Raw genomic sequence first — 26,468 nt, forward strand, 5'->3', positions numbered from 1 at the left:
GGATTAAAGAATTATACAATTAAACTATATGTGTTATTGGCTTTGTATTTTCTGGTTTTTCTTTAAGCAAGTCTTTAACTTGAAGCTCTAGTTTTGAAAGTCTGTCCTCAGTTCTAGGGAGATTTCGAATTTTTGCTATTAGACGATGTATTTCTTGATATGGGCGAGCAGGGGCTCCTCCATAAACTCCTGGAGAGGAAATAGATTTTGTCACTCCAGTTTGAGCCATCATAATAACGTGATCTGTTATAGAGATATGGCCGGTAATTCCCGATTGACCTCCAATAATCACATGATTTCCTATTTTTGTAGAACCAGCAATTCCTGCTTGCGCAACAACAACGCTATGTTTACCAATTTCTACTTGATGAGCAATTTGTACTTGATTATCGATTTTGCTTCCTTCTTTGATGAGGGTTTTTTTGAAACGACCACGATCAATAGTTGTATTTGCTCCGATTTCTACGTCATCTTCGATGATTACTTGACCAAGATGTTTTAGATGCTTATGATGACCAAAAGCATTTGTTATGTATCCAAATCCACAAGAGCCAACGACAGCTCCGGATTGAATAATGACACGCTTCCCAATAGAAATGCGTTCTCGAATAACAACCTTTGGATAAATTAAACAATTTTCTTCTATAGAACTGTGAGCTCCAATCACGCTTCCTGCTCCTACTCTTGTCCCTGATTTTATATGAACATTTTGGCAAATAACAACATAGGGCTCTATATGGACATCTTTTTCTATACATGCAGTTGGATGAATTACGGCAGTTGGATGTATGTTGTTAAACCCTGATTCTGCTGGCTCGATGAAAAGTTCTATACATTTTTGAAAAACTAAAGAGGGGGAATCAGAAGAAATTAGAAAATTTTTATTGAGATGAGAATGCTTGGCTGCTTGAAGTTTTGATATTACAATAGCTCCAGCTTCTGTTCTTTTCATTAAACTTACGTATTTTTCATTATCTAAAAAAGTAACATGATTAGCCTTAGCCTCACCAATTTCTTCTACTCCGGAAATAAGGGTTTCTAAATCTCCTTGAGCTTCAACTTGTAGTATCTTTGCTAATTGTCCAAGGGTATAGCTTGACTCCTTTAACATAGAAAACCTCTTAAATCATAGAATTAATTATTTTGTTTGAAGGATATATCGAGAGCTTTGATAATGGCATCAGTTCTGTCTGATCCTGGAGTAATTGCTAAAACAGCTTCTTCATTAAGAATAGCTTCTAGTTTTTCTTGAGTCCTAACTTCTTCCGAAGCTTTTCTTACAGCTTCAATGAGCTTTTGAATTCTTTTTACATTACTTTGATTAACGGCTTGGTAACATTGAGATTGATAAGCGTTATATTCTGCTGATAGATCGTCAAATTTCTTTTTTAATTCTTCACAAGCTTCTTTAGAGAGGCTTTCAACGTAATCCTCATCTTGTAACTTGTTATAGAGAGATGTAAGTTCTTCTTCCATTTTTCCCGCATTTTGCATAAAACCGCGCTTCATTGTGTCGAGTTCTTCTGACTCTTTTTTCCCTAATTCTGACTCTTCTAAACATCGTTTCAAACTTACAACTCCAATTTTTGCATCTACCGGAATTGTTTGAGTTAATAAAACAAGTGCAGCAACACTAAGTAATTTTTTCATAAAAACCTTCTTGTATCTAAAGATCAACAAAAGAGGAAGCTATAAAGCATCCTCAAGAAAACTTTTAAAATGTCTTCTTTATTTAGAACATTCCTCCCAAAGCAAAGAAAAATCTTTGAGAGACATCAATTTTCTCTCCATTAAAGATTTCTGTTGGTCGAAATGGCCATCCAAACCCTATCATGACCGGAACATTATTCATAACATCAAATCGTAAACCAAATCCTGCACTTCCACAAAGGTCTTTTAAGCGGATAGAATATTCTTTTAGACCGACAAATCCTGAATCTAAAAAGATGAATGCGCCAACGTTAGGTTGATGAACAAGGGGATATTGGAATTCTTCTGAAAGGAGAAGAGAAGTTAGACCACCTTGAGGTTCTGTAGGGGAATACTTGGGACCAAGGATAAAAGATTTATATCCTCGTACAGATGTTTCTCCTCCTAAGAAGAAACGTTCACTAACAGGAATACCTTCTGTTTTTGTATCTCCAAAAGGTTTTATAAATTGAGCTTCACCTTTAATTTTCAAAATACCTTTTCTTGTGAGTTTTCTGTATATAGAACTATTAATTGTAAGTTTCGTAAAGTGATATTTTCCTCCTAAGCCTGAGACTTCGAAGTTAGTTCCTCCTCGGATACCTGTTGTAGGATTGCGAGGATTGTCAACAGAATCGTAGTTTAAATTCAAGCCTATAGCAGAAACAAACCCCTTATTGTTGTCTATATTCGGTCCTAATAAAAACTTACGTTTTTCATGAAGGCTAGTTTGACTACCTCGGTAGTACAGACCATATTTTAAATTATTATTCAAAATATATGTTGTGCTGATATTTCCTCCATATGTCTGAACTGCATAATCTTTAGAAAGAGCTCTATTAATAGACTTATCTAATTCTATGCCTAAAATCCATGGAGTGTTTAGAAAATGTGGACGAGTCCATTTGAGTGTATAATCTGTGACTTTATCTCCAAAATTTGCTTTTAAAAATAAGTATTCTCCTCCCCCTCTTAAACAGCGAAATCCTTTAGAAAATATATGACGAATCCCAAAAAGATCGAAATTGCTTTCTGATAATTCAATGCCACCAAAAAGATTATCTAAGGAACTAAAGCCTAAAAATAAACCTAAATTTCCTGTTGTAGTTTCTTTTACTTCAACAAATACATCTCGATATTGCTCAGAGCTATTCATTGGGTCAAGCTGAGAGCGAACAGTATAAACGCTAACACTTTGGAAATATCCTGTATTACGTAAGCGTTGCTCTGTCTCTTCTAGTTTAAGCCGATTAAATGTATCTCCAGGAAATAAACTGGTTTCATGTAAAATTATATTAGGTTTTGTGTGAGTATTTCCTGTGATTTTAATTAAACCAACTTTGTAAGGGGAACCCTCACTTATTAGATAAGTGATATCATAAACAGGTTTATCTGAATGTGGTGAAAAGATCACATCAACATTTGTATTAATATAACCGTATTTTGCATATGCTTGTTTAACTTTTTGAGCTCCATCCCAAATTCTTTCCAGACAATAAAGATCATTTGGGCCTACACACATTTGTTTTTCTATTAAACGCTTAGGTAAGACGTCTAATCCTTCAATGTGAACATGGCCTAAAGAGTAGCGAGGACCTTTTTCAACGTTTATAGTTAAAAGAATATTATCACTAGAGTCTAAAGAGTATCTTGGTGTGACAATAGCATCAGCATAACCTAAGTTTTGTAAATAATTAGTAATAGCTAAAGTATCTTGCTCTACAATGCCCGGGTGATATAATCCTGCACCAGTGAACCAGCTAGTTGTAGTGGAGTATTGTTTAGTTTGAATAAGCTCTTGGATATCAGTCTTTTCAGATCGAGAAAGACCTTCTATTTTAAGTTGTTTAATTTTTCCACAAGGACCCTCTTTAATTCGAATAGTAATATCAATATGGCCTTGTTGCTGATTATGATCTAACTCATAACTCAAATTAGATTCAAAATATCCTCTCTTAAGATAATACGTTTTTAAGCTATCGAATCCTTTAAGAAATTTTTCTCTTTCAAAAGAATCATTTGTATATACTTGTAATGTTTTAAAAATTTTATGTTCAGGGACAGCTTGGTTGCCAATAACCAGAATTTTACGGACGAAGGGTTTTGGTATTAAGTGTAATGAAATAAAAGCTTTTCCCTGAGAAAAGCTTACTTTTGGTTCAACGCTATCATACTCTTTAGATAAGGCACGAAGATCTTCATCAAAATCTATTTGAGAAAAAAGAGATCCGCTTTTGGTCTTAAGTTTAGTTTGAGGGGGAGGGGATTGATTTGAAGTGTCCTCTCTCTCTACTGTAATGACAACAGAATCTACAATAATACATCCTTCTTTAACAACTTCATTACCCAACAAAGTTAGAGAGGTTAAAGCTAAAATAGAAAACAGTAGAACGATTTTATTTCGCATGATTATTCCAGAGAATCTTCCTAAATTTGGAAGGCTTGTTTATGAAGTAAGCACAAAATAAGGGCTGAAGTGTTTTTTAACAAGGCCTTACTATTTGGAATGTGGCGTGTTTAGAGACTCCTAGGCCATCTTACTGGCTGAAGAAATCTTAAGAAAAAAAAACCTTTTATTTCAATTATTAATATAGACTTCTCCCCGAGAAAGCTCTTGCTAAGGTTCCTGTGTCAATGTAATCAAAAGATAAACCAACAGGAAGACCTAAAGCTAGACGAGAAATTGTACCTTTAAAGGATAAAGCTTCTAGTTCTTGTTTTAAAAAAAGAGCTGTAGCATCTCCTTCAAGGGTTGCGTCAAGAGCAAGAATAATTTCTTTTGGAGAAAGAATTTCTATACGTTGTTTTAGAATAGAAATTCTTTGAATGTCCACATGTTTTCCTGTAATTGGAGAAAAAAGAGATCCAAGAACGTGATAATGCCCCTTGAAAATATGGGATCGCTCTAGAAAGAAAACGTCTTTTTGCGCTGCCACTACACAGAGAATCGATGCATCACGTTCTTGAGAACAAAAGTCACAATCTGTTAGAGATGATTCCTTGAGACAAAAACATTGAGAACAATGACTTCGTGTTGTTTGTGTTTCATGAAAAACGTTTCCCAAAGCTTTAAGTTTTTCGTCATCCCAGGAGAGAAGTTCAAAAGCAAGCTTCTCTGCTGTTTTAAAACCTATTCCAGGGAGTTTTCTTAAAAAAGAAATTAATTTAGAAAGATAATGAGGATATTTGACCATGTTATTTTATCTGTTGTCGTATTTTTTAAGGCAGTTGGTGAATCTAATTTAAAATTAGGGTATAAACTCTTTGAATAGTATACTAGACTTTTTCTTTACTTCGGTTGTTTGTGGATAAAATAAAAAAAGCTGCGATTCTAGCGACTGGTTCATATCTTCCTAAAAAAATTCTTTCTAATGCTGATTTAGAAAAAATAGTAGACACGTCTGATGAATGGATAATTACCAGAACAGGAATTAAAGAGCGTCGTATAGCCGCCGACAACGAGTTTACTTCAGATATGGGTGCTAAGGCTGCGGAAGAAGCTATAAAAGCATCAGGACTTAGTAAAGATCAAATAGATTGCATCATTTTTGCTACTTCAGCTCCTGATTACATCTTTCCTTCTAGCGGAGCCTTAGCTCAAGCTTTATTAGGGATTAAAGAAATCCCAGCTTTTGATTGTTTAGCTGCTTGTACAGGGTATTTATATGGGCTATCGATAGCAAAAGCTTATGTAGAGTCTGGGATTTATAATAACGTACTACTTATAGCTGCAGATAAGCTCTCTTCTTTTGTTGATTATACAGATCGAAACACTTGCGTGCTTTTTGGAGACGGTGGAGCCGCTTGTGTGGTTGGTTTGAGTCGTCCAGGAGCTTTAGAGATAAACAAAGTTTGCCTTGGTGCTAATGGAAACTTAGCTGAGTTGTTAAGCCTGCCCGCAGGAGGAAGTCGTAATCCTGCAACTGAAAAAACATTAAAAGAAGGGCAACATTACATAGCTATGGAAGGGAAAGAAGTTTTTAAACATGCTGTTAGAAAGATGGAAGCTGCGTCTAAAAATTCTATAGCAGTTGCAGGTATTGATGAGGAACAAGTCGATTGGTTGGTCCCTCATCAAGCTAACGAACGCATTATTGATGCTATTGCTAAACGTTTTAATATAAATGAAAATAAAGTTTTTAAAAGTTTACATAAATACGGGAACACAGCTGCTTCGTCCTTGGGGATAGCTCTTGATGAACTACTTCATACTGAAACAATTCTTTCTCATGAGCATTTGCTTTTGACTGCTTTTGGTGGTGGACTCTCTTGGGGTGCTGTAGTTCTGGAACAAGTTTAGGAATAAAGCAATGACTCGGTATGTTTTTTTATTTCCTGGCCAAGGAAGTCAGTATGTAGGCATGGGGAAGGATTTAGTAGAACATTATCCCGAAATCTCAGATCTCTTTTCTACTGCAGATCAAATTTTAGGATTTTCTTTATCTTCTATAATGTTCGAAGGTCCTGAAGAGATTTTGATGGAAACTGTGCATAGTCAGTTGTCAATATATTTACACAGTTTAGCTATTGTAAAAATTCTTGCTTTGCGATCATCTATTTTCCCAACAATAGTTTCGGGACTTAGTCTTGGGGAGTATACAGCATTGGCTGCTTCTAATAGGATTTCTTTAAAAGATGGGTTGAATCTTGTGAAAAAGCGAGGAGAACTTATGAATGAGGCTTGCAAACAATCTTCAGGAGCCATGGTAGCTCTACTAGGTCTTTCTGTCGAGGCTGTAGAAGAAGGCATCAAAAGTTTGGGAGAAAATGTTTATATTGCGAATTATAATGCCCCAAAACAAATAGTTGTTGCAGGAGCTTCTGAAAAAATTGAAGAGGTTGTTAGTGTATTTCAAGTATTAGGAGCCAGAAAAGCTGTTAAGCTCAAAGTTCAAGGAGCTTTTCACACTCCCTTAATGCAATCAGCTCAAGATGGGCTAGCACCATATATATATAACTTAGAGATAAAGGATTCTTTGATTCCTTTAATGTCTCATGTAGATGCGGAGTTTCTAATTGACTCAGAAGCAATCAGGGAAACTCTATCTCGTCAAACAGCTTCTCCAACTCTTTGGTTCCAAAGTTGTTTGCAATTAGAAAAAGAAGCAGATCAATTTTTAGAAGTTGGTCCAGGAAGAGTTTTAGCAGGTTTAAATCGTTCTATGGGAATAACTAAGCCAACACATAGTCTTGGTTCTGTAGAGAGTTTAGAGAATTTTTTCGCGGAGTTATGATTTATGGACATGATGATTACTGGAAAAAAAGTTATAGTCACCGGAGGTTCTCGAGGTATTGGTTTAGGAATAGCCAAGCTTTTTGTTGAAGAAGGAGCTGATGTAGAGATTTGGGGAGTAAATGAAGAACGAGGAAATTCAGCGGCGGAATCTCTTAATAAGGGTTTAGGCTCTGCTTCCTTTACTTGTGTTGATATTGGAAACTTCGAAGCAGTAAAGATTGCAATACAAAACTTTTTAAAGAAACATCAAAAAATAGATGTATTAATAAATAATGCAGGAATTACCAGAGATAATTTACTAATGCGAATGTCGGAAGATGATTGGCATTCAGTAATTCGAACAAATTTAGATTCTCTTTATTATACATGTTCGTCTGTTATCAGATCTATGATTAAAGCTCGTTCTGGGTCTATTATTAATATATCTTCTATTGTGGCAAAAACGGGAAATCCTGGTCAGGCTAATTATTCAGCGGCAAAAGCTGGTATGATTGCCTTTTCACAATCTTTAGCAAAAGAAGTTGCAGGAAGAAATATTCGTGTCAATTGTATAGCACCAGGTTTTATCGAAACTGATATGACAAATGTTTTAAGTGATACTTTGAAAGCTGAGTGGTTAAAGTCTGTTCCTATGGGAAAAGCTGGTACCCCAGAAGATATTGCAGGAGTAGCGTTATTTTTAGCCTCTCCTTTGTCTAAATATATAACTGCTCAAGTATTCGCTGTTGATGGCGGAGCTACATATTAGAAATATACATAGAACAATAGGTGGCTGGAAAAAGAGATTTTTTGCAATACTAGTTTTCTCCTTTTGTTCAAAAATAATAAAAATTCTGTATTAGAAAAATTGTAAAGGACATAGCAATGAGTTTAGAAGACGATGTAAAAGCAATTATTGTAGAACAACTTGGTGTTGATCCAAGCGAAGTTACCGAGAGTTCTTCATTTATCGAGGATCTTAACGCTGATAGTTTAGATTTGACAGAATTAATCATGACTTTAGAAGAAAAATTCGATTTCGAGATCTCAGAAGAAGATGCAGAAAAACTTCGCACAGTTGGAGATGTCTTAACTTATATTCAATCTCGACAAAATCAACAATAAGAAGTACTTTTTAATTAGGTATATCTTTTTCTTTGCAAAAGAGCTGCGGCAATTGTCTCAGCTCTTAAATTAAGTTTTATTTTTAATAATTCTTGCTAGAGTTTTCATGTGATGGAAGTCTAAAGCTTACTTGTCTGCTATAAAGTTCTAGTAAAGATAAAGCAACAGAAGGACATTCCTCAATAATATTGAAGAGTTGTCCTTTGCTAAGAACTAAAGTGCGGACTTGTGTTGTTGCAAAAGCATTATATTCTCTGGATTTATTGCTAAACAAGCTTTCCTCTCCGAAGCAATCTTTAGGTTTTAGATTTACTACTTCTTTAGTCATATTGTGCGTTATTGTCACAAATCCTTCTTTAATTACATAGAGGCTATGTCCTTGCTGTCCTAAAGAAAATATAGTTGTTCCTGGCTTGAAAATCATAATTTCAGTTTTATCTGAAATAGCAAGGAGTAAATCCATATCTAAGGAGTGGAAAAATTGGGTTTTTTTCAGCAAAAATGCTCTATCAATTAGATTCATGAATTCCTTGTCTTGAGATTAACTAGTAAAAAAAGGGATTAACGTATCATCTTTTATTAACCCTTCTTGCTCTTCTTCTAGAATTTCGGTAATCCGTTGAGAACGAAAATCTGAGTCACAGTGCATAAGTTCTTGTTTTAGTTGCCGAGCTGTTAGTTTACTTAAGTGAGAAGGTGAATTTTCCATCATGTTTAGTAGTTCCTTTAATGTTAAAGGAACGACACCACATTTGAAGTAATATTTTTCGTTATGAGATACTATGGACTGGTTTACAAAAGGTTCGAATAGGGAGAATAAATAGCTGTCACAGTTTTTCTCTAGAGATTCTAGAGCTTGAGCCTTTACTTTTTGATTTTTCCCAATGAGTGCTCGAATAAGAATATCAGAATGTTCTACAGAACCTAAAATTCCAAGCAATGTGAGCATAAAATTAACTTCAGCATGATAATTAAAATTTAAAGTATCGACTAATAAACTAAGATTATACGAAGGATTCTTCTTTTGAATAAAGAATTTATGATAAGAATAAAAAAGAGCCTTACTAGCTTTGATTTTGATAATTTTGTATGCGTATTTTTTGAGTAACCAATTATTAATTTTGCAAAGAGCTTTGGCTGCTAAAATACGACAACGATTATGTAAACTTTCATCAGAAAAAACCTGTAGAAGTGCTGGAACAAAATCTTTTGAGAGATCACCAATAATAACTTCTGCATATTTTCTAGATGAACTTTTAAGAGAGGATATAGTGATCAAAAATTCTTTAATAAGAGTTGGATCTAAGGCTGTGTTAATAGTTTTTAAAAGATATTGGCAAGCTTCGTCATTATGGGAAACTTGTTTGAGGGCAGCAATAAGTTTGCGACAATAGGGTTTATGTACAGCTCTTACAGAAGTGTTTAAAGCTTTGCATGCTTGTATCAGAATCTTTTGATCTGAAGTATCGAGAAAATCTAACAGAATTGGAAAGTTTTCCTCATTTTTTTCTAAAGTTAGAATAGTTAGTGCCTGGGATACTCCTTGAATATTATTAGAATTTAGTAACTCTTTGAGACGAGAATCTGCTAGATCTCTGTAGGGACCGCTGATTTTCTGGCGTCGTACAACAAGAATTGCGACTAATAAGCGATCTCCTGAAGAGTCATAAAGGTCGTCCGCTATATTTGTAATGTGAAGAAGATCGTGTTCAGCAAGGTATAAGTGAATGGCTGAAGAAATAAGTGGATGGGGTAGTTTAGTTGTCCATCGTTTTAGAAGCTCTAAAGTTAAAAAATCCTTAGCCCAAAGGCTGTTTTTCAACATATCTATAGCTTTAAGTTTATTAGGAAGGCTGAGTTTGCTCATATGTGCCAAAAGATTAGGTAAAGTGCTACGACTTCCTAAGTCTAATAAATGTTGAAAAGCAAATCTTTGATGATGTTCATTAGGATATTTTAAATGTGTTAGAAGCAAAAGCTCTACCTGGCGCTTTTGCTTTGTGGACATAGTTTTGATCCAATCTTTCATAGATCTATTGAATTGAAGAGCTTGAGTAGAAAGATTCTTAAGAATTCCTTTTGCATAATAAGAACGAACTAAATAGACGAGAATAGTGGCTAAAAGAGAAAGACTAAGACAAAGTATATGTTGTTTTGTTGTTAGAAAGCATACAATAGCCCAAAAAAGCATCCCAACAGGTTCTATAAAGGATTCAATAACAATACGAATTTGGTTACGAATTTTGTTGGGGACGCCATAAATTAAAAGCTGAAGATTATTATCGTCTAGAGCATAGGTAACTCCTTCTCTAACAATCATTGCAATTATGACAATTCCTAGAGGATTTTTGAATGTCCAATAGAAAAATAGATTCAAGAAACATAGAGGAGCAAATAAAATGATATTATTGACTCCTAGTTTTTTAGTAATCCTACTATAAGCGAATAAAGCAAAGCACATGTTTCCAAGAGAAATCCAAAGAGAACATGTTCCAATATAAGATATCAGTTGAAACTCTTCTTTGCCTGCAAATCGTATATCTAAGATTTTCAAGTAATTAAGTTCTGTCGCAATAGCAAGAAGTTGCATTAGAAAATAGAAACAGAGAAGATAGAAAGTATATTTATCTTTAAAGCATAATTTTAAAGCTTGTGATGCTGGCGGTGGATGTCCTGTATCAATAAACAGTTCGTGATCATCAGAAAGTGATTTCAAAGTTTTGGATATATAAAAAACGATTGGGAAAGTCACTATGAGAGCTGCATTAAATAAAAGGAGGATCCCACGAATTCCTATTTCATGAATAAAAAATGCTACGACACCAGAGCCAATAGCGTCGCCGAGAAAGACTATTGCATTAAAAATACAGAAATGTCTTTTACCATCTTGTAAATTAAAAAATTGATCTACAAACCCCCAGAAATTTGTATACGAAAGAATCGTCAAACTCCAAATAAGAATTCGATAAAATGATAATGGAATTTTTGGAAGACTTGGAGTTGCAAGGGTACAGAATAGCAGATATAGATTACAAATTAGAGTGCTTGCAACAGGAACAAGAAAAAGGATTGTTGGAGAGACGCGTTTTTTAAATAAATTATAAAGGATGAAAGAAGAAAAAAGACAAAGAATTAAAGAGGAACCGAGGTAAATTTTGGGAAGTTCAGAAGAACCTAGAGTTTCGATGAATAACCCTTCTGCGAGAGCAAGCGTGCCATAACAACCTACACCCCAAATTAGTCCTAAAGCAAGAAAAAGAAGAGCACGCCTCTCTTCTCCACAGCGCAGATTAAATAGCAGGCGCAAAGCTTTTTGCATGACTTATACTCCATCAAGCAAAAGAAAAAGTTTAAAGGGTGAAGTATTTATTTTCAAGAAGGTTGAAAGGTTTATTTATGTTGCTTAACCCACTAAATTCTATTTAAGTAAGAAGAGTCGGTGTAGGTTTATGTCGGATTAATGTTACGCATAAAACGCTAATCAAGCAAATAACTGTAACAATGGAAGCACTAACCATAGCCCAAATAAGATTGGAGTGATTTTCGAGTAAAAGAGCGAATTGAGGGAGAATACCAGCTAAACCTAAAGCAGCAAGAATAATTATAATGATAGCGACAAAAGAGATTGCAAGTAGAAGTGCTGTTAAAGCCATAGCTCCAGAACATACTCCTGATGGGGTTCCTGCATGTGATACTGTAGTTTTTAATGCTGCTACTTCAGTTTTTAATGCTGCCAAGTTTAGTTGTATTTGGCTTATCTGATGAGTTTGAGATTTTATCACAGGAGAAGATAGTAGCTCGTCATGTGAAAATGCATGTGCTACGGGTGGAGATGGATAAAAGTATGGTAGTGGTTGTTGATGAGGTTGTTGTGGGAAAAAACCCACTAAAGCTGACTGCAAAGCATTCAGCTTTAACGAAATGTCTCTTAAAGAAGTCTCTTGAATCCCTCCTCCGCTAGATTGGGCATTACTTTCTTCTTGACCGAGAAAAACACCTTCTCCAGACAAAGCAGATATGGGGCGACTTGTACTCACTAAGCAAACTTTCTTTTTTCTGATTATGTTTATTTATACTCTAAATACTGGGGAGCTTTAGCTTGTTGATTGTTGCTCTTGAATAACAAACATTGGATTATTTCTACTATTAAGAAGAGTATTTAAAGCAAACATTGCAAGAATCATTAGAGCAATAGAAACGCAACCAATAATAGGAAGAGAAAGACATGCTCCTAGAGTCACCATGTTAAGAGCAGAAACAAAAATAGGGAAATAACCGAATGCAGCAACAACACAAGCAACAAGTAGGGCAATTGCAGCCAGAGCTACTAAACATAGAGATGCTATAGTAGTTTTCTCACATACGCTTAGTTTTTTCTTTTCAATAGAGACTCTACCAGGTTCGCCTGCGCGTGTAACTATCATACCCGTTACAACTTCTTCTAACAGTGACTGTTTATTTAAAATAAGGTTAACATCGGATTGCAAGTTGTCCAAATTTCTTTGAATAGTAGGTATTTTTGAGGATGGTTCCACAGTTTTCTCATAGTTTTTTGTTTTTAATGAAAACAGGATAAAACAAGAATAATTTTATATCAACAATAAAAAATTCTCAATATTATATCAAATTGGCGCTCTTTAATTTACATCTAATTATTTCGAATAAATTTAAGATAGATTTTTTGATTTAGAGTCCAAAGAATCGCAAAACCTGCAAGCCATTGTAGTAATAAACTAGAAAGACTATAGGTTGAAATTGGATTCCACCATTTGCCATCAGTAGGAAAGATTCCTTCATAAAAATACCATCCTAAAAGCATCAATCCTTCAATAGGAAGTAAATATTTTACTATACTATCGAAATAGTTATTTAAATGAATATCGTTAGGAAGTGAGAAAATAGTTTTTTCTTTCAGAATACGGAGACCATAAACAAGGGCTGCATAAATAAAAATAAGACCGTTAACAATAAGGCCTATTCCCCAAACAGTATCTTGGTTAGTAAAGAATGCTAAACTCAAAGCAGAAGGAATTCCTAAAATAAAAGCTATAAATGTTGCTGAGATTTCTGCTAGGTATTTTTTCATTCCTAGCTCAGACAAAGTTTGAGATAAGAGAAAGAGCATAGAAATCATAGAGGAAAGAGCCGCCATACTGAATGCTAAAAAGAAAATCGAACTAAATAAGGTCGTAAGGTGTGAGCTTCCTGGAAAACGTGTAAAGAGTTCTGGAAGATAGACAAAAGCAATACCTATACTGGAAGATCCTAAGCCATCTTTTAATTGTGTAGCTCCTAAAACGTCTAGGGATGCACATGTAGCAAAAACTATGATTCCCATGACAAGAGAAACTAAATTGTTACATATTGCTGTGAGAGCTCCATTTGTAACGATTCCAGTTTTTTTTGTCGCAAATCCGGCATAAACTAAAAGTAAGCCCCAACCAGCTCCTGTATCCCACGCATTTTGTGTAAGAGCTTCTATCCACACTTTATGATTGGTAAGAGATATCTTACTAAATGAAAATAATTGCTTAATTCCACATAAAGCACCTGGTAGAGTAATTGAACGTAGAAGTAGACATAATACACAAAAGAAAAAAGCAGGGATTAAAATTTTATTACACTTTTCTATGCCTTGAACTATACCCTTACGAATAATAAGATAGGCTAACCCTATAGAAATAAAATGAGACCATAGGGGCGTGCTTCCTTGGTGATACATTTCCCATAGTAAAGAGAAATCCTTCCCAGGCTGAATCTTTCCGATTACAGAATAATAGAAATAACTTAATCCCCAACCGACTATTACAGAGTAATAGGCTAGAATGCAGGTTGTTACTAGAGTGATAAACCCTCCTGCCCAAGCATATTTTTTCCCTGCAGTCTTTATAAGAGCACCTATTGGAGCTTTTTTCGTAAGTTTTCCTAAGGACAATTCAATAATTATTAGAGGAATAGACCATAAAAATAAAAATCCTAGCCATAAAAGAATAAAAGCTCCACAACCGTTTTGTGCAACGATTCGTGGGAAACGCCAGATATTTCCTGCTCCAACTGCAATGCCCATCATAGAAAGAATGAAACCTAGTCTGGAAGAAAAATGAACATGTTTTTGAGTCATCTATTTTCTGTCTTATTAAAGTGTTTTTTGAAATTGTTTGTTGGATAAGCTTACTACACAGCAATCGGACCAAACGTTTAGAGATGTCTCAATCATATCTAGAATAGTATAGAAAGGTAGGATAAGTCCTAGAATTGCAAGAGGAACTTTCATAGATACCAAAAGAGATAATGTTAGAAAATAACATCCCATAGGAACTCCAGCATTTCCTATGGCGGCTAGAGTCGCTATGAAAACCAAGGCTAGCATAGAAAGAGGAGAAAAGAATATTCCATTGGATGTCCCAACAAATAATATCGTTATCAGGATAAAAGCTGCACAGCCATTCATATTAATAACAGAGCATAGGGGAAAACTAAACCTTGCAAGTCTAGGATGGATTTTTAGGGAATCTTCAGCGAGTTCCATGGTTAACGGCAATGTTGTTGCTGAAGATTTAGAAAAAAAAGCTGTAACTAAAGCTGGAGACATAGCTCGTGCTATCTTGATGGGGGAAAGACGATGAATTTTTAATAACAAAGGAAGAACTACTAATGCTTGGAATAGATTAGCACAAACTATGCAAATAAGATACTTACTAAAGCTTGTTAAATTACTGCAACTAGTTATATCTCTATAAATAAGAGTAGAGAAAGCCATAGCGGCAATAGGAAGAAGCTTTAAAAAACCTTTGGCAAGGTTTAAAAACATAGAAAATGCTGCATTAAATAAATTTTTAATAATGGTTTTGTCTTGCTCTTTTAAAAAAAGCGTAGAGAAACTAAACATAGCGGCAATAAGTACTGCTGCGATTACATTTCCTTCAAGAAATGGCTTGAAAATATTTTCTGGGATAAGGTTAGAGAGAACCGTTAAATATCCAGTAGGTTCTGTTGAGATGGAATCCACTATTACTGGAGGAGAAACAGTAGGGTGGATGCATACAAATAAGAATAATCCTGTAAAGGCCGCTATTATGGTGGTTAAAAGTGTATAGAAAACCACATGTTTTCCAAGAGAAAATATAGTTTGTACGTTTTCTATAAGGGTTATAGTAGATCCTACAGCGCAAAAAACCAAAGGCAAACTGATTAAACGAAGAAGTTTTAAAAAAACTTCTGAGATTAAGACCGCACCTTGATTTATCCATGGAAAATCAAGAAAACCCAAGCATAATCCAATAGAAATAGAGAAAAGCAGAAACAAATTTTGTTTTGTAAAAGAGGTTTTCTTCTTCATATTGACACTAAAAATTTTTGATAAAATAAGTCAGAGAGTATAATGATATTCGATTTTTTTGTTTTTAATTTACAAAATAAAAAGTGCTTTAGAAATTTTTATGTCGTGCTTCAATCTTCAAGCTGTTAATGAGGCTCTTAAGCCCGTTTGTTCAACAGATTTTCCAGACACATTGTCTTGGAAAAACAGTGTCAAACGTATCATCGATAGCAATAGTGTAAAGAGCGTTTCAGTCACTCCCAAGTATCAAGTTAGTCGGAAAGCTCGAATCTTGGCTGTTGTTATGGGTGTAATTGCAGTTATTGTTTTGTTGGCCATAGCGTTAGGGTCTCTGAAGAGTCATGCATTAACATTAACATGGCCTGCAATTGTGATCGCTATTCTTTTGCCCACTGTTTTAATTGTCGGAGGAATGTTTATTCTCTTTCGAATTGGGAAAAGGACAGATATTCTTTCTGGAACAAAGATCAAGCCTTTTGGGGAGCGATGTTGGGTTCCAATGCCTCTTTACTGGGAAAATAAAGATGGGGTTATTTTAAAGAATAATACAGATGACTGTTATGCTGATTTATCTACGTTGGATACTTCTGGATCTGGGATAGCGCTGGTTTATTCGTATCCTAGAGCTATAGAAGATAGAGTGCCTACATTTGTTTTTCCTTTTATAGGAACCCCTTTTTTTGTTTTGTTGAGAATGGTTTATAATTTGATCCGAGCTATAGTGATTCCTTTTTATATTTTACTTCGGATGCTTATTGATAAGCTTTGCTTTAAAGAATTATCTAAAGAAGAACATTTTACTTTTACAGATATCTTTAGAGAAGAAGCTCGTTCATGTTGGAACGTGTTAAAGGCTCCATTTTATGGCTCAGCTTATTATATGACTTTATTTTATGGTTTATTAGATCCTCTTGTAGGGCGCGTTTCTTTGGCACGTTTGGAACGAAGCTGGAATGATCATGTAATTCGATCTCGAGGTTTCTGGTTGCTTGTTCCTCAGCGTTTTTTTCGTTTTGAAGGTGGGGGTGGACGCTACGGCTTGGGTCAACAGGCTTTTTATTCTATGGGCTGTTTCCAGCCTCAAGCTCTTCTATTGTTTCATAAGGGGAATATTGTTTCTGGAGGATCTGCTTCTTTGAAATATTCTAAAGAAAATTCACCAAAAGCAATTCCTGCAATTAACCTTATTCCCGAGAAGGAATCTTGTACAGATCCTTTGATTTCCAATGTTCAACAAGAGATACAAAATACAAACTCTTAAAATTTCTTTAGTTTCATTTTAGATATGTCCTTTGGATTGGAGGATCTAAAAAAGTTTCTTAGAATTATTTAAAAAGGTCTTAATTTCAGATAGAGAAAACAGTGATATGAAGTTATCTACACCTTTTATCTCCTTTAGAAAGTCGATCTTTTTAGAGGAATCAGATTATGATCAAGATTATCTAGGTTTCTTAATTTCAGAACTAGAGTTCTTAGTGTCTCAAGGAGATGCTAGTGAAAGCTTTTTAGCTTTAGCAGAGACTATCCTCATGCTGACTCATGATCACCCAGTCTTTCTAAAAAAGATTATTTTTTATGGGATGACTTGGGGAATGAAGTATAAGGATCCAAAAGTTTTTACGGATGTTTTAACATATATTGATATTTTATTTCCTAAATTAGGAATCAGTACTTCTGATCGTCTATCTTTATGTTCTGCAAGAGTATGTATTCATTTTGAGATGTTCATTCTTTCTGGGAATATAGATTATATTATGAAAGTTTTAGAGAATGCTAACTTGATTAAACAACTTTTAGAACTTCATTCTCAATTAGAAAATAGTTTAGGATGGGAACATTTCCGATTAGGAATAAATAGGGAAGAGATCTCTTTTATTGCATCTGCAAATGTTTATCATATCATAGGTAAAAGTTTCATAATTTTATATCAAAGATACTTAGAGTTAGATGATCTAACTTATGGAATACAAAATCTTTCGCGATCTGTGGATCTATCTCCTAATAATTTAAAAATGAGAGAGGATTATGCAGAAGCATTGATTTGTGCTGGAGTTAGAAAAGGAAAGTCTTTGTATATAGAACTTGGAATGGAGCAGTTATCTCGAGTGATTTTTTTAAGCTTTGGAAGAATAGAGGATGAGGGAGATCAAGAAAATTATCGTTTTAGATACGCATTAGCTGCTGTACAGTTGTTTGATGTTAGTTATAAAAAGGAACATTTTCAGCAAGCTATACAAATACTCTACCAAACTATTCAAGCTTTTCCTCATCTTATATATTTATGGGAGATTTGGGGAGAGTTATTGATTCGTTTTGGGTGGATCAATAACAATATGAGATTTATTGAATCAGGTTTAGAAAAGTTAGCTTCTGTTCAAAAAAAATCAAGAGACCCTATTTCACTTTCAGGTTCTCTTGCTGCAGGAATTTCTATTTTAGGTTTATATCTAGAAGAACCTGGGTTATTTAGAGAAAGTCGTCAACGCTTAATTACAGTAATGAAAGCATTTCCTGGAAATCATACTCTGGTCTATGCTTTAGGAGTCATACAATTGTGTTCTGCATTGTATTTTGATGATGATACGAATTTTGCTTCGGCGATATCTTGTTTTCAGTCATGTCTTGAATGGGATCACAATTCTTTGGGATCTTTACAAAAATTATTTGATGCATATTTTTCTTGGGGGGTCAAAAAGAAAAATCCGAAGTTGTTGCATAAAGCTGTGGACGTTGCTAGTAGGCTATGTGATTTAAGACCTGAAGTATTTTTATTTTGGAGTGATCGAGGGTTAGCTTTGAAGTGTTTAGCAGAAGCTTCTTCAGATGTTGTATATAAAGAGATTTTCCTTATGGAATCCTTACTCCATTATCAAAAAGCTTGGGAGTTAAGTTTTCGTGTTGAAATTTTAGAGCTTTGGGGACATTCATACTACTTATTGGGAGAGCTACAAGAAAATCTTACTTATTATAATGAAGCTTATAATTTACTATCTAAAATCGATCCTTCTGTATCTTCATTTAAAGTTAAGTTAATATTAGCTGCAACTCTTTTAGGAAAAGGAAGCTTACTTCAAGAAGAGAGCTTTTTTAAAGAAGCTGAAGCTATTTTAAAAATTTTAAGACAAGCATATCCTGAAGATGAAAATGTTTTACTTTTGTCAGGAAAAGTATATTTGTTTTTATTTTGGAAAAAAAACACCTTATCTTTAGGAAAGCAAGCTAAATTTTATTTAGAACAGGCGATCTCTTTGGGATGCCCAGAAGCTTTCTATGTTTTAGGAAAGCTCTATGCAGTAGAGAAAGATGTAGAACGAGCATGGAAAATGGTTGTCAGCTCCATTTGTCATGGCGTGGTAATTACAGAAGCTCAATGGTTAAAAGATCCTTATTTAGCGAACCTTAGAGCAATACATACTTTTCATGAAATTCTAGCTGATCAGAGAGGCGGTCTATGGTTGGGGAGCTAAATCGAAATGAAGATAAAGTAGATGCAACTCTTAGTTCTGGGAATTTGATGGACTCAAAAACAAGTCATCTGGACGATGAACTAAGCTTTAAATTGGAAAAAGCTTTTACATGTTTATCTGCGGATATACACTCACACGATCTCTCTAAAATTGTTAGTGAATATAATCCTATAGACCTTGCTTATGCAGTTTCGTGCCTTCCTTCGGAATCCCGAGCTATCCTTTATAAAAACCTTTCTTGTATGGCTTCTAAAGTTGCTTTCATTATTAATACAGATTCTGCTTCAAGATGGGCTATTTTTCGGAGACTATCAGATGCTGACGTATGTATTTTAATAGAACAGATGCCTCCAGATGAAGCTGTTTGGGTTCTTGATGATATTCCTGATCGTCGTTATCGAAGAATTCTTGAATTAATAGATGCCAAGAAAGCTTTAAAAATTCGTGATTTACAAAAACATGGGAGAAACACTGCTGGAAGGTTAATGACAAATGAATTCTTTGCATTTTTAATGGAAACTACTGTTAAAGATGTTTCAGCCTGTATTCGTAGTAATCCCGGGATAGATTTAACTCGATTGGTTTTTGTTTTAGATTTTAAAGGAGAGCTTCAAGGTGTTGTTACAGACAGAAGCTTGATCATCAATCCTCCAGAAGTTTCTCTAAAGCAGATTATGACTCAAGTAGAACATAAGATTCTTCCAGATGCTACGAGAGAAGAGGTCGTGGATCTTGTAGAGCGTTATAAAATATCAGCTCTTCCTGTAGTTGATGAAGAGAACTTTCTAATTGGAGCGATTACTTATGAAGATGTCGTTGAAGCAATAGAAGATATCGCTGATGAGACAATCGCAAGAATGGCAGGAACAACGGAAGACGTTGGTTATCATAGTTGTCATGTCGTACAGAGATTTTTACTTCGCGCTCCCTGGCTTTTAGTAACTCTATTTGCTGGATTAATTAGTGCCTCTGTCATGGCTTATTTCCAAAAAATTTCTCCAGAGTTACTTTCCTTACTTATTTTCTTTATCCCATTAATTAATGGGATGTCTGGAAATGTCGGAGTACAATGTAGCACTATTTTAGTTCGTAGTATGGCAACAGGGACATTATCTTTTGGTCGTCGCAGAGAAACGATATGTAAAGAGATGGCAATTGGTCTATTGACTGGAGTAGTGCTTGGAGTTCTTTGTGGTGTAGTTGTTTATTTAATGGGCTGTTTACGCTTAAATATTTTTTCTGGAGGTAGCTTACAATTGGGGATTACTGTAGCAGCCGGAGTTCTTGGAGCTTCTTTAACAGCAACAACTTTAGGAGTGCTCACCCCTTTTTTCTTTGCCAAGCTAGGTGTTGACCCAGCTCTAGCTTCAGGACCTATTGTTACAGCATTAAATGATATCATGTCGATGACAATATTTTTCTTAATAGCAGGTTGTCTGAACTATTTCTTTTTTAGTTGATTCATTGAAAATATCCAATATTCAGAGGTGCTATTTCTTCTCAAATCCCCCTTATAAAAGAAGACAATGTTAAAGCTGCTCTTATTGATATAAAGCATTACCACAATCTTGTGTCGAGAGACGTTATTATCACGACAATATTTCTCTCTATTATTGCCTTATTATCGATACTTGCTGTTATTCTTGTATCGTGTCAGGCAATAGTTTTTTCTGAAGCAGTGATATATTTTCTTCCAGCTATTGTTGTAAGTTGTTTTCTAGGGATTCTTTTAATTTTTGTTTTAAATATGGGGAAGTCTTCTGTTCCTCAGTTGCGACCTATTGATGAAATAACATTTTCTAGAAAGGAACGTAAATTTTTAGAATATATTTTGAATCTTTCCTTAAGACAAGATGAGCAGCCTCCTCAACCTATTTCAGCGCACACAGACTTTTTGCAAATCTATATAGAAACTTCATGTTATCGAGAAAATACTCCTTTTTTGAAAAATATTGAAAATCGTTTGAAAATATTAGAAGAACACATTTCATCGTTAATGGTAGAGATCTTTCAAGCGATTTCAGAATGTCAAAAAAAATCGGGTATAATTCTAGGAATTTTAGATGAGATAAAGAACCTCTTCATTCCGAAATTTCTTAGTCGTAGATCGAAGTATTCTTTATGTAAATGTTTGAACGATCTTGCGGAAATTTTAATAAAACATCCTTGTGCAGATTTCATTATTCTTATTCTTAAAAACAAAGATTTGATGCAAGTTTTAGCAAACCAATTAATTTCTTTATCTCCTTCAGATAATAGTCAAAACGGAGTTTATCGAAAGACTTTGGATTTTTTAAATCTTTGGTTTTATGGATGGTTTAGAGAAACTGAAACAATTCAACAAATTGAAGATTATGATTCATCTTTATTAACCCTAGAAATTCGACATTATTTAAATAGTGGGAATTTTGTAGAGCTCGTATTTTCTTTTCAAACAGAAGAAGTTAAAGAACAAATCAAAACACTATTTGATTTAAATACGCAAGCAATTATCCCTGCAATAGATCATGCCCAGTATTCAACTGGGATGAATTCTATAGAATATATGCAAAATGATCTGCGTTTACGAGCTTTTATGGATTCATTGAATTTACATTTTGCTTTTTGTCTAAACTTACGAGATCCTACGGACAGGATGTTTCCTTGGTCTATAGCTAGACATTATAAAGAGCTTATTGGTTTATATGATTTTTATTTTAAAGAACATCAGATAATAACAAAAAACCCCTTTCTCCTCTTAGAGGTCTTTCAAGGTAATACAAAATATCAGAAATTTATTCGCGGTTTATTAAAAAAAGCTATGCCAATAAAACTATGGGAGGTTTTGTTTCTTCCTATAATCTCAGCAATGTTTCGAGTTGGAATTGCTAAAAAGAAAGAGTTAGAAGTTTTATCTACTCATTTAGGAATAAACTTAGAGTCTCTTATAGAGGCTATTAAAATGGGTGAAATCTTAACATTTTTATTACCTCATGTATTTTCTGAGGAGCTTCCTTAGAAATTTTATTCTAAGAAAAAATGAGAGGAAAGATTGATTCTGAAGAAGTTTTTACTATAAACAAGAGATGTTGATAAGGTTGTTTTTCCAAAGAGGTATCTTAATACTTTGGTGGAGTAAGGTATTCTTGTTAAGCATACGATACAACAGCTTTCGCAAACTACTAATGTAGTTAGGCAATTTTAGGTTTATTTTGGTTCTGCTTGGAAAAGAATTTGATATCCTAAAAAAGGATATCAAATTTCATATTAGTTTTTTGATGCGAAGTATTTTCTAGAGAAATAAATTCCAAAAGGAATAAGGCAATTCACACTGAATGCAAAAAGGAGAAGAGTCGTATAGCTTGTAGACAGTTGGGTTAACTCCTTTGGTGGAAGAAAGCTAATCCATAAAGCAAAAATACATGAAATAATTCCTAAACAGGATAATACGCAAATTCCCCAGAATTTCCCTGGAATAGAATAAAGTCTCTGTGCAGAAGGCTCTTTGATGCGCAAAACTGGCCCTGCAATAAATAAGCACATGTACATGGCTAGATACATCTGTATACTAAGAGCACTTAAAATCCAATAAACAAGATCAGCAGAATCTAAACACAGGAATAGTAAAGTAAATATAGTCACTACAATTGCTTGGAATAACATGAGATTCGTGGGAACATTTCTAGAGTTCACCTTTTTAAAAAATCGTGGCAAACAATCATTCTGTGTAGAAACGAAAAGACCTTTAGTACCGGCAAACATCCAGGCATTCAGTTCTCCTAAAGAACCTGTAATTGTCATAAAGACAACAATACCAATCATCCATGATAAGTTATATTTTTCGAAAAATAAGCTAAAAGCTTTCACTAAACCAGAAACCAAGCTGATTTCTTCTTTAGGAATAACGATTGCTATTGATAGAGATCCTAAGACTAAAATTGCTAAGGTTGCAATAGCTCCAATAAAAACTGCTTTAGGATAGTTTTTTCTTGGATTTACCATATCAGAGGCCAAATTAGCATTAGCTTCTAAACCACATAAAGCTAAGAGCATCCCAGACAGTAAAACAAAAGATGATGTATTGCTAAAATCTGGAAGCATATCACCCCAGGAAATAGGCAGGGCTATGGGATTTCCTGATAAAATCCAAAAAATAGCAAGAGCTACTAAAATAACTCCCGGAATTAAAGTTCCTAAGATCACACAAACCGAGCTGAAAATAGCAGAAGTATTGATTCCCAAAAAGTTAAAGAGAGTTAATGCCCAGAATCCTGCAAGAATCACCATGGCTAAGTAAATCTTATTATGAGCCAAATTTGGATTAATTTTATAAACAATACTACTTGCAATGAAAGCTAACATTGCAGGATACCATGTCATATTATGAAACCACTGCATCCAAATAGCGAAAAAACCCCACCATTTACCCAAAGCATCTCTAGTCCACACATAGATTCCTTGAGGCTTAAAAGATGCTAATTCTGCAGCAATAAGTGCATAAGGAATCATGAAACATCCAACAGCAACAGCGTAAAAAAACAACGTAGAAAGGCCATGTTTTGCTGTAAGAGGAAGATTACGTAAACTAATTACCACAGCTAGAGACAGCATTCCTACTGTGAATGTTCCTAGAGGTTTAGTAGATTTTGAATGTGTATGCATAAGAATCCTTATAAAAATTAAGCGATAGTAATATTCGGATCTAGATAGATATCTTGCACCAAATTAAGCAGTTGAATTGCTTCAGAAAATGGTCTTTGGAAAGCTTTTCTTCCTAAAATTAATCCCATACCACCAGCTCTTTTATTAATTACTGCAGTTCTAGCTGTATCTTTAAAATCATTGCTACCTGAGGGACCTCCAGAATTTATTAAACCGATTTTACCGCAATAACTATTTAATACTTGGTAACGACATAAATCTATAGGATGGTCTGAAGATAATTCGGAATAAATTCTATCATCAGTTTTACTGAAATTAACAGCCTTAAAGCCTCCTTGACAAGTGGGAAGCTTTTGTTTCACAATATCTGCTCCTAAAGTCGCCCCTAGATAGTCTGCCTGACCAGTAAGATCTGCAGCAGTATGATAATCCGTACCGTTAACTATAAATGCAGAATTTCTTAAATAGCACCAAAGAATGGTAGCCAACCCTAAATCTCTAGCACGAGCAAATACTTTAGAGACAGCAACTATTTCTTCGTTAGAGGTTTCTGAACCAAAATAAATAGTTGCTCCAACAGCTATAGCTCCTAAATTATATGCGCTTTCTATTTGGCTGAAAAAAATCTGATGATAAGAAGTCGGATAAGAGAGAAGTTCATTATGATTTAGCTTTAAAATAAAGGGAATTTTATGAGCATATTTTCTAGAAAGAAGACTTAACACACCATAAGAAGAAGCAACAGCATTAGACCCTGCCTCCATAGCTAATTTTATAATATTTTCTGGGTCAAAATATAGAGGATTAGCAGCAAAAGAAGCTCCTGCGGAGTGTTCTACACCTTGATCTACAGGTAAAATTGATAAATATCCCGAACCCCCAAGCTTTCCGTGAGAAAATAAAGTTTGTAAAGAACGTAACACACGATTATTTCTATCTGAAAAGATAAAAATTTTATCAACAAAATCGTGAGAAGGAAGGGCAAGACTCTCTTTGCGTATGTGTTTACATTCGTGAGTTAGGAGGTTTTCACCTTCATCACCTAAAAAATCATAAATATTCATTGTAGAAAAAGCCTCCTTAGTAGGGTTCATTATATTGGTTGTATTTTGGTAGTTTTGTCAAGAATCTTTATATGAAAAAGTGTTGAGTACACAAATACTCTAATTAAAGATATGCTTCTATTTTTTCTCCTAATAAAATAAAGATATCACAAGATGTTGTAATTATTTTATGGTTAGTTTGCCAGAAGCTTATTCGAGAATAGCGAGACACACGCTTTCTCCTGAGGACAAGCAAGTAGCAACATCCATTCTGAAGAGGCAAACGATAGCTTTAATTTCTGCAGTTTCGGCTGCAGCTCTTCTTTTAGCTGTAGTTTTACTACAGCTAATTCCTGGAATACCGATTGCTGTCGGTGTTACTCTAGGAGTTGTAGCTATTGTTCTTTCTGGAGTGGCAATAGGTTGTTTAATCTCTCATATTCGCGCGACAGATCGTTTAACAGAAGCTCTTTCGGATTCTATTGAAGTGATGAAATTAAAAAGCCTTGAGGAATCACGTCCGTCGCAATATAAGCATCTGAAAAGACCTACCAAGGTTAAAAAACGTCAAAAGCCTAAGAGTATAGAAATTAAAGCTGATCCTAGACCAATTCCCAAAGATATACCCTCAACAGGTGACTTACCTTCTGAAGAAACAACACTACTTTTCCCGGAAACAAAAGAGGAAGAGCCACCTTCTGAAACAGAGTCTTCGGCAATAAGTTCTAGTAGTGGTGATGAAGAAGAAGTTTTAGAACAACATTTTATGGCAAGCACCTTAGATCTCCGTAAGTACATTGTTCCGAATAAAACAAACCCTTCTGTAGCATCCTGTCCTTTCTATAAAAAACGCCAAGATGCTGTTAAAAAAGCTTTGGACACTCTATGCAAGACTGTATCGAAAATTGTTGCTAGAAAGTTGAAAAAAGAACCGCTCATCTCAAGAGAAGATATTACAGCGATTTTTAATCCTATAGGCTCAAAAGATAGTGTTATTTTAAGTGTTCTTTCTGGAGCTTCAGAATTATTATCTAGCTCAGAACTTGGAGCAACTTGGCTTCACAACGCTTTTCATAATTCAGAAAATGCCTTGCAATTACTAGTTTCTATATCTGAGGCTTTTAGAAGTCAAGAAGGGGGGGCTGATGAACGAAAGAATGTTCTTTTAGGATTAAATATAGTTTTGACAGGTTGGATATTTGGAGATCCAAATCTTTATCCTAATATTGTTGGCTCAGTACAAAGTCTTCCGAATTCTTCTGAAGAAAAAGAAGTCATATTAAATTTACTAGAGAATGGTAACATTATAGGATCTATCATTTCAGCATGTTCTGGGCATTATCCTAATTTTGAAAAAGTTATATTGGACCGTAGATCTCTTGAAGATATAGAAAAATCTCTAGATCAAACCTTAATCCCTCGTAATGAATTGTCTCCTAAAAAACTTCGAAGATACCTCGCTTCTATAGATACTCAAGTAGAAGAGTCGAATGAAAGTCTTGAAGAGTTTTCTTCCGAGTGTCAAAAAGTTCTAGGACAGTTAGAAAAGGTTCTTCCGAATTCGAAAATTCTTCTTGGTGCTGCTATAGCTAAAGGCGCTCCAGAGATAGTCCGTTCTTTTAAAGAATTAAAAGAATTTTTTGATAAAAATAAAAAAATATCTCCACAACGTTTATTCAGACTTTTGGATATTTTTAGAAAAGCTTCTCGTTTACAAAAAGTTTTAAAAACGTATTTACCTTCAAAAGCTATTTTCATAATAAATGGTCTTATTATGTCATGTTTGAGAGGAGCTTTTGTATTGGGAATACCTACTTTACAGCAGCGTTGGGAGCTTGCAACTAATTTAAAAATATCAGAATCAGAACTTACAAGACTTATTACTACAGGAGACTTCTTAAAGCATCTTTTTCCAGATCTTATAAAGTAGCCTTGTTTTTCGATTATCC

At 34.5% G+C, this 26,468-nt stretch carries 21 protein-coding genes; 9 read left to right on the plus strand and 12 right to left on the minus strand.

The window, feature by feature from the left end; translation table 11 throughout:
* Positions 1-19: 19 nt before the first annotated feature.
* The 4 genes from lpxD to recR form a co-directional block, all read right to left on the minus strand.
* Positions 20-1,111 carry a UDP-3-O-(3-hydroxymyristoyl)glucosamine N-acyltransferase gene (lpxD, locus tag JMS40_RS03410; RefSeq protein WP_201456881.1) on the minus strand — a complete coding sequence of 364 codons (1,092 nt, stop codon included), beginning with the start codon at positions 1,109-1,111 and terminating at the stop codon, positions 20-22.
* 23 nt (positions 1,112-1,134) lie between these two features.
* Positions 1,135-1,650, minus strand: a complete 516-nt coding sequence (locus tag JMS40_RS03415; RefSeq protein ID WP_201456882.1) for an OmpH family outer membrane protein — start codon at positions 1,648-1,650, stop codon at positions 1,135-1,137.
* 82 nt (positions 1,651-1,732) lie between these two features.
* Positions 1,733-4,096, minus strand: a complete 2,364-nt coding sequence (gene bamA, locus JMS40_RS03420) for an outer membrane protein assembly factor BamA (protein ID WP_201456883.1) — start codon at positions 4,094-4,096, stop codon at positions 1,733-1,735.
* Positions 4,097-4,274: 178 nt separating this feature from the next.
* On the minus strand, positions 4,275-4,883 hold the full coding sequence (recR, locus tag JMS40_RS03425; RefSeq protein ID WP_201456884.1) for a recombination mediator RecR: 609 nt from the start codon (positions 4,881-4,883) through the stop codon (positions 4,275-4,277).
* Positions 4,884-4,993: 110 nt separating this feature from the next.
* Here recR and fabH point away from each other — a divergent pair, with 110 nt between their 5' ends.
* The 4 genes from fabH (at position 4,994) to acpP (ending at position 8,029) form a co-directional block, all read left to right on the plus strand.
* Positions 4,994-5,989: a beta-ketoacyl-ACP synthase III gene (gene fabH, locus JMS40_RS03430; protein ID WP_201456885.1), complete on the plus strand. Its 996-nt coding sequence runs from the start codon at positions 4,994-4,996 to the stop codon at positions 5,987-5,989.
* 10 nt (positions 5,990-5,999) lie between these two features.
* Positions 6,000-6,923, plus strand: coding sequence for an ACP S-malonyltransferase (gene fabD / locus JMS40_RS03435; RefSeq protein ID WP_201456886.1), 924 nt, complete (start codon positions 6,000-6,002; stop codon positions 6,921-6,923).
* Positions 6,924-6,926: 3 nt separating this feature from the next.
* A complete protein-coding gene (fabG, locus tag JMS40_RS03440) occupies positions 6,927-7,673 on the plus strand; it encodes a 3-oxoacyl-ACP reductase FabG (RefSeq protein WP_201456887.1) in 747 nt (248 codons plus the stop codon).
* Positions 7,674-7,789: 116 nt separating this feature from the next.
* A complete protein-coding gene (acpP, locus tag JMS40_RS03445) occupies positions 7,790-8,029 on the plus strand; it encodes an acyl carrier protein (RefSeq protein ID WP_201456888.1) in 240 nt (79 codons plus the stop codon).
* A gap of 82 nt (positions 8,030-8,111) precedes the next feature.
* Here acpP and JMS40_RS03450 read toward each other — a convergent pair whose 3' ends face one another.
* The 6 genes from JMS40_RS03450 to JMS40_RS03475 all read right to left on the minus strand — a co-directional run bounded on the left by JMS40_RS03450 (position 8,112) and on the right by JMS40_RS03475 (position 15,368).
* Positions 8,112-8,552: a cyclic nucleotide-binding domain-containing protein gene (locus JMS40_RS03450; RefSeq protein ID WP_201456889.1), complete on the minus strand. Its 441-nt coding sequence runs from the start codon at positions 8,550-8,552 to the stop codon at positions 8,112-8,114.
* A gap of 18 nt (positions 8,553-8,570) precedes the next feature.
* Positions 8,571-11,348, minus strand: coding sequence for a hypothetical protein (locus JMS40_RS03455; RefSeq protein ID WP_201456890.1), 2,778 nt, complete (start codon positions 11,346-11,348; stop codon positions 8,571-8,573).
* A 103-nt stretch (positions 11,349-11,451) separates the two neighbouring features.
* Positions 11,452-12,066: a hypothetical protein gene (locus JMS40_RS03460; RefSeq protein ID WP_201456891.1), complete on the minus strand. Its 615-nt coding sequence runs from the start codon at positions 12,064-12,066 to the stop codon at positions 11,452-11,454.
* Between the two features lie 57 nt (positions 12,067-12,123).
* Positions 12,124-12,564: an inclusion membrane protein IncB gene (incB, locus tag JMS40_RS03465; protein ID WP_201456892.1), complete on the minus strand. Its 441-nt coding sequence runs from the start codon at positions 12,562-12,564 to the stop codon at positions 12,124-12,126.
* A gap of 113 nt (positions 12,565-12,677) precedes the next feature.
* The gene (locus tag JMS40_RS03470; RefSeq protein WP_201456893.1) at positions 12,678-14,150 is read right to left on the minus strand and encodes a sodium-dependent transporter; all 1,473 of its coding nucleotides are present in this window, start codon (positions 14,148-14,150) and stop codon (positions 12,678-12,680) included.
* Between the two features lie 15 nt (positions 14,151-14,165).
* Entirely contained in the window at positions 14,166-15,368 is a 1,203-nt protein-coding gene (locus JMS40_RS03475; protein ID WP_201456894.1) for a dicarboxylate/amino acid:cation symporter, read from the minus strand.
* Between the two features lie 100 nt (positions 15,369-15,468).
* Between JMS40_RS03475 and JMS40_RS03480 the strand changes: the two genes are divergently transcribed.
* The 4 genes from JMS40_RS03480 (at position 15,469) to JMS40_RS03495 (ending at position 21,833) form a co-directional block, all read left to right on the plus strand.
* On the plus strand, positions 15,469-16,629 hold the full coding sequence (locus tag JMS40_RS03480) for a hypothetical protein (protein ID WP_201456895.1): 1,161 nt from the start codon (positions 15,469-15,471) through the stop codon (positions 16,627-16,629).
* Between the two features lie 106 nt (positions 16,630-16,735).
* Positions 16,736-18,835 carry a hypothetical protein gene (locus JMS40_RS03485; protein WP_201456896.1) on the plus strand — a complete coding sequence of 700 codons (2,100 nt, stop codon included), beginning with the start codon at positions 16,736-16,738 and terminating at the stop codon, positions 18,833-18,835.
* Positions 18,836-18,882: 47 nt separating this feature from the next.
* Positions 18,883-20,295 carry a magnesium transporter gene (gene mgtE, locus JMS40_RS03490; RefSeq protein WP_201456954.1) on the plus strand — a complete coding sequence of 471 codons (1,413 nt, stop codon included), beginning with the start codon at positions 18,883-18,885 and terminating at the stop codon, positions 20,293-20,295.
* A 110-nt stretch (positions 20,296-20,405) separates the two neighbouring features.
* On the plus strand, positions 20,406-21,833 hold the full coding sequence (locus JMS40_RS03495; protein WP_201456897.1) for a CT214 family putative inclusion membrane protein: 1,428 nt from the start codon (positions 20,406-20,408) through the stop codon (positions 21,831-21,833).
* A 248-nt stretch (positions 21,834-22,081) separates the two neighbouring features.
* On the opposite strand, the gene JMS40_RS03500 is transcribed toward JMS40_RS03495, so the two are convergent.
* Positions 22,082-23,476: an amino acid permease gene (locus JMS40_RS03500; protein ID WP_201456898.1), complete on the minus strand. Its 1,395-nt coding sequence runs from the start codon at positions 23,474-23,476 to the stop codon at positions 22,082-22,084.
* A gap of 17 nt (positions 23,477-23,493) precedes the next feature.
* A complete protein-coding gene (locus JMS40_RS03505) occupies positions 23,494-24,540 on the minus strand; it encodes a class I fructose-bisphosphate aldolase (protein ID WP_201456899.1) in 1,047 nt (348 codons plus the stop codon).
* A 169-nt stretch (positions 24,541-24,709) separates the two neighbouring features.
* Here JMS40_RS03505 and JMS40_RS03510 point away from each other — a divergent pair, with 169 nt between their 5' ends.
* Positions 24,710-26,449, plus strand: a complete 1,740-nt coding sequence (locus tag JMS40_RS03510) for a CT214 family putative inclusion membrane protein (protein WP_201456900.1) — start codon at positions 24,710-24,712, stop codon at positions 26,447-26,449.
* Positions 26,450-26,468: the final 19 nt, after the last annotated feature.

Source organism: Chlamydia sp. 17-3921, from assembly GCF_902705545.1.
Lineage (GTDB): Bacteria > Chlamydiota > Chlamydiia > Chlamydiales > Chlamydiaceae > Chlamydia.

Coding starts and splice junctions, on each gene's coding strand:
- JMS40_RS03475 (WP_201456894.1), bottom strand. CDS start 15,368: ATGAAGAAGAAAACCTCTTTTACAAAACAAAATTTGTTTCTGCTTTTC.
- acpP (WP_201456888.1), top strand. CDS start 7,790: ATGAGTTTAGAAGACGATGTAAAAGCAATTATTGTAGAACAACTTGGT.
- JMS40_RS03455 (WP_201456890.1), bottom strand. CDS start 11,348: ATGCAAAAAGCTTTGCGCCTGCTATTTAATCTGCGCTGTGGAGAAGAG.
- JMS40_RS03450 (WP_201456889.1), bottom strand. CDS start 8,552: ATGAATCTAATTGATAGAGCATTTTTGCTGAAAAAAACCCAATTTTTC.
- JMS40_RS03415 (WP_201456882.1), bottom strand. CDS start 1,650: ATGAAAAAATTACTTAGTGTTGCTGCACTTGTTTTATTAACTCAAACA.
- JMS40_RS03510 (WP_201456900.1), top strand. CDS start 24,710: ATGGTTAGTTTGCCAGAAGCTTATTCGAGAATAGCGAGACACACGCTT.
- fabD (WP_201456886.1), top strand. CDS start 6,000: ATGACTCGGTATGTTTTTTTATTTCCTGGCCAAGGAAGTCAGTATGTA.
- fabG (WP_201456887.1), top strand. CDS start 6,927: ATGGACATGATGATTACTGGAAAAAAAGTTATAGTCACCGGAGGTTCT.
- JMS40_RS03500 (WP_201456898.1), bottom strand. CDS start 23,476: ATGCATACACATTCAAAATCTACTAAACCTCTAGGAACATTCACAGTA.
- recR (WP_201456884.1), bottom strand. CDS start 4,883: ATGGTCAAATATCCTCATTATCTTTCTAAATTAATTTCTTTTTTAAGA.
- JMS40_RS03470 (WP_201456893.1), bottom strand. CDS start 14,150: ATGACTCAAAAACATGTTCATTTTTCTTCCAGACTAGGTTTCATTCTT.
- lpxD (WP_201456881.1), bottom strand. CDS start 1,111: ATGTTAAAGGAGTCAAGCTATACCCTTGGACAATTAGCAAAGATACTA.
- JMS40_RS03485 (WP_201456896.1), top strand. CDS start 16,736: ATGAAGTTATCTACACCTTTTATCTCCTTTAGAAAGTCGATCTTTTTA.
- JMS40_RS03505 (WP_201456899.1), bottom strand. CDS start 24,540: ATGAATATTTATGATTTTTTAGGTGATGAAGGTGAAAACCTCCTAACT.
- JMS40_RS03480 (WP_201456895.1), top strand. CDS start 15,469: ATGTCGTGCTTCAATCTTCAAGCTGTTAATGAGGCTCTTAAGCCCGTT.
- bamA (WP_201456883.1), bottom strand. CDS start 4,096: ATGCGAAATAAAATCGTTCTACTGTTTTCTATTTTAGCTTTAACCTCT.
- mgtE (WP_201456954.1), top strand. CDS start 18,883: ATGGACTCAAAAACAAGTCATCTGGACGATGAACTAAGCTTTAAATTG.